8 protein-coding genes and 1 pseudogene are annotated in these 9,852 nt (G+C 72.1%); all 9 read right to left on the reverse strand.

Annotated features, from left to right (window positions below):
• Positions 1 to 308: pseudogene (locus HMPREF3086_RS19315) on the reverse strand (hypothetical protein); the annotation flags it as partial.
• Positions 305 to 1,144 carry a carbon-nitrogen hydrolase family protein gene (locus tag HMPREF3086_RS12440; protein ID WP_061914666.1) on the reverse strand — a complete coding sequence of 280 codons (840 nt, stop codon included), beginning with the start codon at positions 1,142 to 1,144 and terminating at the stop codon, positions 305 to 307. The pseudogene HMPREF3086_RS19315 and the gene HMPREF3086_RS12440, both read right to left, overlap by 4 nt.
• A 16-nt stretch (positions 1,145 to 1,160) precedes the next feature.
• Positions 1,161 to 3,824: an AMP-binding protein gene (locus HMPREF3086_RS12445; RefSeq protein ID WP_061914663.1), complete on the reverse strand. Its 2,664-nt coding sequence runs from the start codon at positions 3,822 to 3,824 to the stop codon at positions 1,161 to 1,163.
• Positions 3,821 to 4,870, reverse strand: a complete 1,050-nt coding sequence (locus HMPREF3086_RS12450; RefSeq protein WP_061914660.1) for an ABC transporter ATP-binding protein — start codon at positions 4,868 to 4,870, stop codon at positions 3,821 to 3,823. Before HMPREF3086_RS12450 ends, HMPREF3086_RS12445 begins: the two co-directional genes overlap by 4 nt.
• Positions 4,867 to 6,360 carry an ABC transporter permease gene (locus HMPREF3086_RS12455; protein WP_061914743.1) on the reverse strand — a complete coding sequence of 498 codons (1,494 nt, stop codon included), beginning with the start codon at positions 6,358 to 6,360 and terminating at the stop codon, positions 4,867 to 4,869. The genes HMPREF3086_RS12450 and HMPREF3086_RS12455 overlap by 4 nt, the downstream gene beginning before the upstream one ends.
• A 130-nt stretch (positions 6,361 to 6,490) precedes the next feature.
• Positions 6,491 to 7,465, reverse strand: a complete 975-nt coding sequence (locus HMPREF3086_RS12460; RefSeq protein WP_061914657.1) for an iron ABC transporter substrate-binding protein — start codon at positions 7,463 to 7,465, stop codon at positions 6,491 to 6,493.
• A 139-nt stretch (positions 7,466 to 7,604) separates the two neighbouring features.
• On the reverse strand, positions 7,605 to 8,039 hold the full coding sequence (locus tag HMPREF3086_RS12465; protein ID WP_061914654.1) for a heat shock protein transcriptional repressor HspR: 435 nt from the start codon (positions 8,037 to 8,039) through the stop codon (positions 7,605 to 7,607).
• Complete coding sequence (gene dnaJ / locus HMPREF3086_RS12470) at positions 8,036 to 9,208, reverse strand: molecular chaperone DnaJ (RefSeq protein ID WP_061914651.1); 1,173 nt, start codon at positions 9,206 to 9,208, stop codon at positions 8,036 to 8,038. Before dnaJ ends, HMPREF3086_RS12465 begins: the two co-directional genes overlap by 4 nt.
• Positions 9,209 to 9,340: 132 nt before the next feature.
• The coding region (gene grpE / locus HMPREF3086_RS12475; protein WP_070722150.1) for a nucleotide exchange factor GrpE at positions 9,341 to 9,852 on the reverse strand (512 nt) is incomplete at its 5' end.

Genomic DNA, 9,852 nt, shown 5'->3' on the forward strand with positions numbered 1-9,852 from the left:
CCCGCCGCACCCGCCGCACCCACAGCGGGGTACCGGGACCACGCCGTGCTCGACGCGCCGCCCGGGACCGGCGGCAGATGCTCGGTTGCGGGGTCCGCGGGTGGGAAGCGCTCGGTCGCGGGGTCCGCAGGTGGGAAGCGCTCGGTCGGCGGATCGACCGGCGACAAGCGCTCGGTGGGCGGGTCAGCAGGCCCCGCAGCCCCCGGGTCGGCGGGATCGGCCGCCGGGGTCGGCTCGGTGGGCGCGTCGCCGGCGCGGTCCGGATCTGCGGGATCGTCGCCCCGGCGTGGGCCGCCCGGTCCGCTCACCGCGGGATCTTCCCGTGCGACTCCTCCGTGACACGCCCGTTCGCGAGCACGGGGATGACCTTCCGGATATCGGTGACCTCGTCGTCGTCGACCTCCACGACCATCAGCCCCGCGTCGGGACCGGCCTCGGAGCGCACGGTCCCGTCCGGCCCGACGAGCAGCGAGTGACCGACTCCGGTGGGTGCGCCGCGCTTGACCTCGACGCCCTCGACGGCCGGGTCGGCCTGTCCCACGGCGAGCAGGAAGGTCGTCGAGTCGAGCGCGCGCGCCCGGGCGAGCAGCCGCCACTGGTCGACCTTGCCCGGCCCGGCGCCCCATGACGCGCTGCACAGGGTGAGGCGCGCGCCGGCGGACGCGAGCGCGGTGTACTGGCCGGGGAACCGGATGTCGTAACAGACGCTCAGGCCGACCCCCACGCCGTCGACCGTCACCACGCGCGTCGCGTCACCGGGCTCGACGGTGTCGGACTCGGCGAACCCGAACGCGTCGAACAGGTGGATCTTGTCGTAGCCCGTGTGGATCTCCTCGCCGCCGCCGGTGGGTCCCGTGACCAGGAGGGTGTTGCGGACGCGGCCGCCCCGACCGGGCGTGAACATACCGACGACGACGAGGACACCGTGCTCACGGGCGGAATCGGCCACGGCACTCGCCCACGGGCCCTCGAGGGGTTCGGCGATCTCGTCGAGTCGACCGGCCCCGAACGCGCGCATGGTGGCTTCGGGGAACACCACGATGCGAGCCGACTGCGCCGCGGCCTCGGCCACCGACTCGCGGACCAGTCGGAGGTTGTCCTGCGGGTCGCGTCCGGTCAGGATCTGGGCGGCGGCGATGCGCACGGCGGTCCTCCTCTGGCTAAGGGCTGGCGGCACGAGCACGACGGTACCGGTGACCTCCGACGCTACCCGCGGCCCGCGGTGCCCCTCGCCCGAGACGGCGACAGGCCGTCGCCCCGCGCTCCCACATCCACCACGCCGCCAGCCCCGCGGCGAGCGACGCCGCCCAGGACAACCACGGATGCCCTGCGTCCCGGATCGGCGGGTACACCAAGAAGTGGGTGAGATAGATGAACAACGACGCCGCCGCGAGGGGCGTTACCATGCGTGCCACCGGCCGCGGCAACCGGACGGAGGGGATCCAGATCAGGGCGAGGATCCCCGCGATGATCACCAGTTCCCTGGCGGGATGCCCGAACCACCCCGGCACGCAGACCACCGCCACCGCCGTGCAGGCCAGGCGCGCCCACACCGCCGCGCCGCGCGACCCCCGGGCCACACCGGCGTGTTCGGCGCGCGCCACGGCCCACCCGAGCCCGAACAACCAGAGCACCGCCGGCGCGGAGTACCACACGAGCGGACCGCCACCGAGGTCGACCACGCCGTAGCGCACGAGCAGACCGAGGGCGATCAGAGCAGCCGGTACGGCGAAGGGGAGGCGGGAGTCGAGACGACTCACCGCGGGCACGGCCATGACCGCGGCCACGAGCACCAGCAGGTAGACGGAGGCCTCGACGAACCACATCTGCCAGGGATTCCACCACCGGTCGTCGGACCAGGACCGTGGCCCCAGGACGTGCGTCGCCAGCAGCGGCGAGTACCAGTGGTAGCGGCTGGTGAACGGGGTGACGATCAGCAGCCACACGACGGCGGGCAGCGCGATCCTCGACGCGGTCCTGAGGACGCCGCGGGCACGCTCCCCCGCGCTCCCCGGGTTCAGACGGAAACGTGCCAGCGAGTATCCGACCAGCGCGATGAGGACGTGCGCGCCACCGTAGACCTCCATCGCCCGCGTGTGCCCGCCGACGATCGTCAGGATGAACACCGCGCGGAGGACGATCGAGGTGTCCATGCGCGCCCACGACCGCCACGGTCGCCGGCGCGACCTCGGAGCCGGCATCCGTGCGACGGTGATGCCGTCGAGTTCCGCGAGCGGACGCAGATGCCAGTCCCGCGGTAGCCCGGGGACGCGCTGCTCGAGTCGCGCCGAGAGCACCACATAGGTCAGAGAATCGCCCCCGAGGTCCACGAACGTCGCGTCGGGAGGGCACGCGTCCAACCCGAGAGCGTCCGCCACCAGCGCACTCGGAGGGGCGGTCTCGGACCCGCCGGGCTCTCGGGACCGCTGCGCGACGAGCGCGCGCAGGGCCACCTGGTCGACCTTGCCGGCGGCCGTGCGGGGGTAGTCGGCCAACACGAGGACGTCCACCGCCGACGGGGGAAGCCCCGACGCGTCCGCGGCCGCAGCCGCAACCGCCGAGGAGTCCGACCGCTCGCGGGTGACCACCACCAACCGGTCCGGCTCACCGACGCAGGAGACGTCGAACCCCCGGCCGGCGAGGTTCGATTCGACCCGTCCCAGGTCGATGCGGTGACCGAAGACCTTGGTCTCGCGACCCATCCGCCCGACGATCTCCACGAGGCCGTCCTCGGTGATCCGGGCGAGGTCCCCCGTCCGGAGCTCCTCGAGCTCGGGGCCCCGGCCGAGATCGGCGGGCGTCGTGGCGTACCCCATCATCACATTGGGTCCGCGGTAGACGAGCTCGCCGGGCTCGTCGAACCCGGCTCCGCGCGGACGGTCCACGCGGAACTCACCGCCGGGGATCGCGATGCCGACCGCCCCCGGGCGCGTGCGCGCGAGGTGGGCGGGCAGGTATCCCATCCGTGCCGTGGCCTCGGTCTGGCCGTACATCACCACGAGCTCGGCGCCCCGGGCCTCCAGATACGAGGCCACCCGACGCACCGCGTCTGGGGCCAGCCGACCGCCGGCCTGGGTGAGATAGCGCAGGCGGGTGAGACCGTCCAGTCGCTCCAGGCCCACGCGCTCCAGGAGCTCCACGGTGTGGGGGACCGCCGCGAACGTCGTCGCCCCGTGGGCTGCCGCGCGCTCCCAGAACGCCGGCCTCGAGACCGAGTCGGTGTTGAGGATCACCCCGGCGCCGGCGAGCAGGTGACTGTGCAGCACGGACAAGCCGTAGCAGTAGTGCGGTGGCAGGGTCGTGATGGCCCGGTCCGTCGGCCGGATACGCAGGTACTCGACGATCGATGCCGCATTGGCCAGCACCGCCGCGCGGGACTGGCGTACCAGCTTGGGAGTGCCGGTCGACCCCGAGGTGCTCATCAGCAGTGCGAGGTCGTCGTGGAGGTCGTACCGCGGCGACGCGGTGTGCACGCCGCGCGGCACCGGGGCGCCATCCCCCGCCACGAGATCCGGCGGCCACGCGGCGAGGATCGCGTCGGCGGCGGGCCCCTCCGGGGGCAGGAGCATCACCACGTGGCCGGCCTCGTGGGCGGCGAGGTAATCCACGAGGAAGGCGAGCGTGTTCGCCGCCACCAGGCCGATCAGCCTGCGCCCGCTGGAGACTTGCGGGTAGTCGGCCGCACGCGCTGCGCACATCTGCGACAGCGCCGAGTAGGTGATCTCGTTCCCGTCCGCCACCACGGCGACCGCGCCCGCTCGCCGCGTGAACGTGGAGACCACCCCGATCGGCGACGGGCGCCGCTCCGTCGGTGTGGCCGTCACGATGGGGCCCCGGACACCCGGCCCACCCCGACCACGGCGAGACTCACCTCGTCGCCGATCTCGGGAGCGTCCTGAGGCCGGCACCGAGCGACGATCCGGCGCTCACCGCGCACCTCGACCTCACACCGCACCGCCGACCCGAGGAATCGTGCGTCACGGACCACCCCCTCGACCCCACCGGACCCCACCGGCCCCAGGGCGACCTGCTCGGTCCGGACCGTCAGCGAGACGAGCCCGTTCACCGTGCGGTCCTGGACACGGACCCCGCCCAGCTCCGTGGAGACGATGCCCTCCCGGCTGTGACCCGACAGATGGACGACCTCCCCGAAGAACTCGGCCGTCGCGTCGTCGGCGGGGCGCAGGTAGACCTCACGGGGTCGGTCGACCTGGACGAATGTACCCTCCCGCATCACGGCGACACGGTCGGCGAAGGACAGTGCCTCTTCATGGTCGTGCGTCACCAGCAGAGTGGTCACCCCGCCCGCCCGGAGGACCTCCGCCACCCCGGTCCGGATCGCGGACCGCAGGCCGGCGTCGAGCGCGGAGAAGGACTCGTCGAGCAGCACGACGTCCGGGGACTGCGCCAGAGCCCGGGCCACCGCCACGCGCTGCTGCTGACCTCCCGACAACTGGTCGGGTCGCAACGACGCCATACCGGGGTCGAGGGACACCCGTCTCATCAGTCCGGACACCCGCTCCGCGGTCCGTTCACGCCGCTTCAGCCCGAACCCAATGTTCGCGCCCACGGTGAGGTGCGGGAAGAGCGCACCGTCCTGGGGCACATAGCCGATGCGGCGCCGGTGGGCGGGGACCGACCGCCGCCCGACGAGTTCACGTCCCCCCAACCGGACGGACCCGCTGTCCGGGTGTTCGAATCCGGCGATCACCCGCAACAGGGTCGTCTTCCCGCATCCGGACGGCCCCACCACCGCCACCGATCCACCTGCCGGGATGTCGAGGTCCAGATCGCGGAGAACCGAACGTCCGCCGAACGACTTCGCCACACCGCGCACCGCGAGATCCCCCGGGCTACCCTGCGTGGTCATCGCCCACCTGCCGTCGCCTGCCTCAGGAGGAGGTATGTCACGGGCGCCGACATCACGATCATGATCGCCGCGAACGGCGCGGCCGCCGCGTAGTCCAGATCAAGGCTCAAGCTCCAGAAGCGGGTCGCCAGGGTGCCGGTCCCCGCCGGCGAGAGCAACAGGGTCGCGGTCAACTCGTTGACGACGGCCAGGAAGACCAGCGCGAACGCGACGAGCATCGAGGGGGCGGCGCGCCGCAGGGTGATCGTGACCACTGCGTTCAGCGGCGGCCGACCGAGAGCCCGGGCGGCCTCCTCGAGTCGCTCCGGCGCCTGGGCGAGCCCCGCCCGCAGTGTCACGAGCGCGCGCGGGATGAACAGGACGACGTAGGCCGTCACCACCAGGGCCACCGTCTGATACACCTGCGGCAGCACACGGATGACGACCGTCGTCAGCGCGAGCGCGACGACGATGCCGGGTATCGAGCTGGCGACGTAGTTCGCGGCATCGGCCACACGGGAGAACGCACCGGGGTGCCGTACCGTCATCCACGCCACGGGCAGAGCGAGGAGGACGCACCCGGCGGCGCCGTACACCCCGTACCCGACCGACTGCACGAGCGCCTCGCCGATCCCCTGGTCGACCCAGATCTCGGCCCCGCCCACGAGCAGCCACCGCATCACCACGACGAGCGGCACGCCCAGAGAGGCACCGACCACCCCCGCGCAGGCCACGAGCACCACGGGCGTCCACCACCCGAGTCGGACCCGGTTCCGGCGCCTCGCCGCCCCCGCGCCGACCCGGGCGTAGCGGGCGCGGCCACGGGCGCCCGCCTCCGCCGACAGGAGGATCAGACACAGGATCACCAGGACACCGGCCAGGGCGCCCCCTGCCGCCGAGGCGTACGTCGATTGGTACTGCTCGACTATGGCGGTGGTGAACGTGTCGAACCGGATCATCGAGAACGCGCCGTACTCGGCCAACAGATGCAGCGCGACCAGCAGCGCGCCCCCGAGCACCGCCAGCCTGAGCTGGGGAACCACCACCCGCAGGGCCACCGCCGCGCCGGACAGGCCCAGTGAGCGCGCCACTTCCTCCTCGGCCGGGTCGATCCATCTCAGGGTGGCAGCGGCTGGCAGGTAGACTAGCGGGAAATAGGCCGAGACCGCTATGAGCACGCCTCCTCCGAGGCCGCCGATCGAGGGGTCCACCCCGAGCCACGCGTAGCTGGTGACGAACGCGGGCACCGCGAGCGGAGCGGCCAGGAGCACACCCCACACACGACGGCCCGGGAGGTCCGTACGTTCGACGACCCAGGCCGCGGCGACCCCGATCACCACCGCGAGGGGGACGGTCACCACGACGAGCGCGACGGTCGACCAGAAGAGGCGGGCCACGCGTTCGCGAAACACCAGCTCAGCCAGGCGCGACGGAGCGATGTCGGCCGCGAGCCACGCGACATATCCCACCGGGAGGAGCAGGAGCAGCGTCACCGCCCCCACGACGAGCATCAACGGCAGCGGTGGGCGGCGATGCCGGGGCGGGACCGGCCCGGGTGGCCTCGTCCGGGCCGCCGCGGACTCGGACGCGTCATGCGGGATGCCCGTGACGACACGGGGCGGCGCGATCACGTCCACGGATTCAGACCAGTCCGACCGAGGTCAACAGGTCGGTCACCGCCGGCCCGTTCAGTCCAGCCGGGTCCACGACGGGTGCGCCGAGTTCGGCGAGGGGAACCAGGTCCTCGTTCGCCCCGACACCAGAGGCCACCGGGTACTCGAACGAGGAATCCCGGATGATCCCCTGCCCCGCCGCAGACGTGATGAAGGCGAGGAAGCGCTGTGCGTCCTCGGCGCGGGGGGCGTTCGCGAGCACGCCGCCACCGGACAGGGAGACGAACGATTCCGGGCCGCCGTTCCGGAAGTAGTGCTGCCCCACGTTCTGCGAGGACTCGCCGGTCCCGGCTCGATCACCGAAGACGTAGTAGTGATAGATCACCCCGCCGTCGATCTCGCCGTTGTTCACCGCAGCGAGGACGGGCTTGTTCCCCTTGTACGTCGAGAAGCCTCCGTCCGGACGCCGGAGGGACTCGAGCCACCGACGAGTCTCCTGCTCGCCCGACATCTCGAGGGCTGCCGACACGATCGCCTGGAAGTCCGCTCCCGCCGGTGCGGCCCCCCAACGGCCCGTCCAGCGGGGGTTCGACAGGTCCGCGAACGAGGTCGGCAACTCGTCCTCGTTGACCGCCGAGGTGTTGTAGACGAACACGGTCGACCGGGCGGCGATTCCGACCCAGTCCCCGGTGGACGGCCGGTACTCCGGCGGAACCTGTCCGACGGTCTCGTCAGCCACCGGTGCGAGCAGGCCCTCGCGGGACACCATCGAGATCGCCGGCGAGTTCTCCGTCAGATACACGTCCGCGCGGGAGGCGTCGCCCTCCGCGACGAGCTGGTTACCGAGGTCGAAGTCGCTGCCGTTGCGCAGCTCGACCTCGATGCCCGTCTCGCGGGTGAACGCGTCCGCCAGCTCGCGGGTGAGCGACTCGTGCTGTGCGTTGTAGACGACGACCGCGTCATCGCCACTGTTCAGTCCGCATGCGGACATCGAGACCGCCATGGCGGACACGAGAGCCGCCGCGAGGGATCGGGTGCGAGAAGTTCGGGCGCGCAGGTTCACGGGTGGCCTCTCGGAGATCAGAGTCGATAGTCCGGAGACACTAGCATGTGGTTAGGCTTGCCTCACTGGCTGCTCCGGGTTACTCCTCACGGTCCCCGCGCTGGTGCCGCGGGCGCCACACGACGACCGAGGTCGAGCGCGGCACGTGGACCAGCTCGCCGCCGGCCCGGCCGCCGGTGCCCGCGCGTCGGCTGAGTTCGGCGTTCTCCTCGGCCAGCTCGGACACGCGGCTGCGCAGGGCGTCGATCTGGTTGGTCAATTCCATGATGCGTTTGATGCCGGCGAGGTTGACGCCCTCCTCCTGGCTCAGCCGCTGCACCTCGCGGAGCATGGCCACGTCCCGCAGGGAGTAGCGTCGTCGCCCGCCGCCGCTGGTGCGTTCGGGTGTGACGATGCCCAGGCGGTCGTAGGTGCGCAGGGTCTGGGCGTGCAGGCCGGACAGTTCGGCGGCCACCGAGATCACCAGGACGCTGTCGTCGGGGCCCAGCTCCCCGACGTCCCGGCGGGGGCTCATGTCGCCCCGGCCCAGCCCGACCGGGGATCGAAGCCCGCCGCACGCAACGCGTCGTCGTAGGCGGCCAGTTCGGCTTCGGCCATCCCGGCGGGGGGCGTGACCACCCGGAGGGTGACCTTGAGGTCACCGGTTCCGGACTTGCTCGCGATGCCCCGGCCGCGCACGCGCAGGATCTGATCGGCGCGCGACCCGGCGGGGATCTTCACGGTCACCCGCCCGGTGAGCGTGGGCACGGACACCTGAGCGCCGCGGACCAGTTCTGGGTAGGAGACGGGCAGGTCCACCAGCAGGTCGGAGCCGTCGCGGTCGAACACCGCGTCCTTCTGGACGGTGACGGTGACGTAGAGGTCGCCGGACGGGGCGCCGCGGAAACCGGCCTCGCCCTGGCCGGAGAGCCGGATGCGTTGACCGTCCTGGACGCCGGCCGGGACCTTGACGTTGATGGTGCGGGTGCGGTTGGTGACGCCGCTGCCCGAGCACTCGGGGCACGGGTCGTCGATCTTGGATCCGGTGCCGCCGCAGTCGGTGCAGGGCTCGGCGAACCCGAACGCCCCCTGGTTGCGCTGGGTGACGCCCGCGCCGTGGCAGGTGCTGCACACCCTGGGGCTCGTGCCGGGTCGCGCGCCGCTACCGTGGCAGGTCAGACACGGTGACGGCGAGGACAGCTTGATCTGGACCGTCTCGCCGAGAGCGGCCTCGCGGAACGACAGGGTCAGAGCGGTCTCGACGTCCTGGCCGCTGCGCGGGCGCTGCGCTCGGCTCCGACCGCCTGCGCCGCCGCCCGCTCGGGCCTGGTTGAACAGGCCGCCGAAGAGGTCGGAGAATCCGCCGGCGCCACCGGGCCCTCCCTCACCGAACAGGTCACTGACGTCGAAGTCGCTCGTGGTGGTGTAGCTGCCGCCGCCGGGCGTGAAACCACTGAACCCGCCGGAGGAGACCTGCGCACGGAACGCGTCGTACTCCTTGCGCTTCGCGGGGTCGCCGATGACGTCGTTGGCCTCGCTGATCCGCTTGAACTTGTCCTCTGCGGCCGCGTTGCCGGGGTTGGAGTCCGGGTGATTCTCGCGGGCGAGCTTGCGGTATGCCTTGCGGATGTCGTCCTGGCTGGCGGTCTTGGAGACGCCCAGTTCGGCGTAGTAATCCTTCTCGACCCATTCGCGCTGACTCACCAGACGCCTCCTTTCCTCAGATCTCGTATTCTCTCAGGTTCCCCGGCGCGGCCGGGGCCGGGTCGGCGTGCGGGCACGGTCTGGAGACCTGGGGTCGGTCCGCGCCCGCACGCCGGGTGTGAGCCGGGTGGCTCAGCGGACGATCACCATCGCCGTCCGCAGGGTCCGCTCACCGTGGCGGTAGCCCTTGCGCAGGATCGTGCCGAGGACCGGCTCGGAACCGTCGGACTCGTCCTGCACGGCCTCGTGGATGGCGGGGTCAAACGCGTCGCCCTCCTCGCCGAAGGCCTCGACACCCTGGGAGGCCAGCAGCGCGTGGACCTTGTCGGCGAAGACCTTGAGCGGCCCCTCCTCCAGGTCACCGTGCTCACGGGCCCGGTCGAGGTCGTCGACGATCCCCAGCAGTTCGGTGAGCACCGATCCCTTGGCGGTGTCGATGATCGACTGGCGGTCGCGCTCGACGCGGCGGCGGTAGTTGGCGAACTCCGCCGACACCCGCTGCAGGTCCGCGGTCCGCTCGTCGAGCTGCGCCTGCAGCGCCGACGTCGGATCGTCGTCCCCGCCGTCATCGGCCTGGGCGCCGTCCGCGTCGGCGGCGGTGGCGTCGGCGGCGGTGCCGTCGGCAGGGGCGGCGCCGTCTGCCG

The organism is Dietzia sp. HMSC21D01 (assembly GCF_001815995.1).
Classification (GTDB): domain Bacteria; phylum Actinomycetota; class Actinomycetes; order Mycobacteriales; family Mycobacteriaceae; genus Dietzia; species Dietzia cinnamea.

Excerpts from the sequence above, each read along its gene's own strand:
- HMPREF3086_RS12450 (WP_061914660.1), bottom strand. The coding sequence starts at position 4,870 with ATGACCACGCAGGGTAGCCCGGGGGATCTCGCGGTGCGCGGTGTGGCG.
- HMPREF3086_RS12455 (WP_061914743.1), bottom strand. The coding sequence starts at position 6,360 with ATGCTCGTCGTGGGGGCGGTGACGCTGCTCCTGCTCCTCCCGGTGGGA.
- HMPREF3086_RS12460 (WP_061914657.1), bottom strand. The coding sequence starts at position 7,465 with ATGGCGGTCTCGATGTCCGCATGCGGACTGAACAGTGGCGATGACGCG.
- HMPREF3086_RS12465 (WP_061914654.1), bottom strand. The coding sequence starts at position 8,039 with ATGAGCCCCCGCCGGGACGTCGGGGAGCTGGGCCCCGACGACAGCGTC.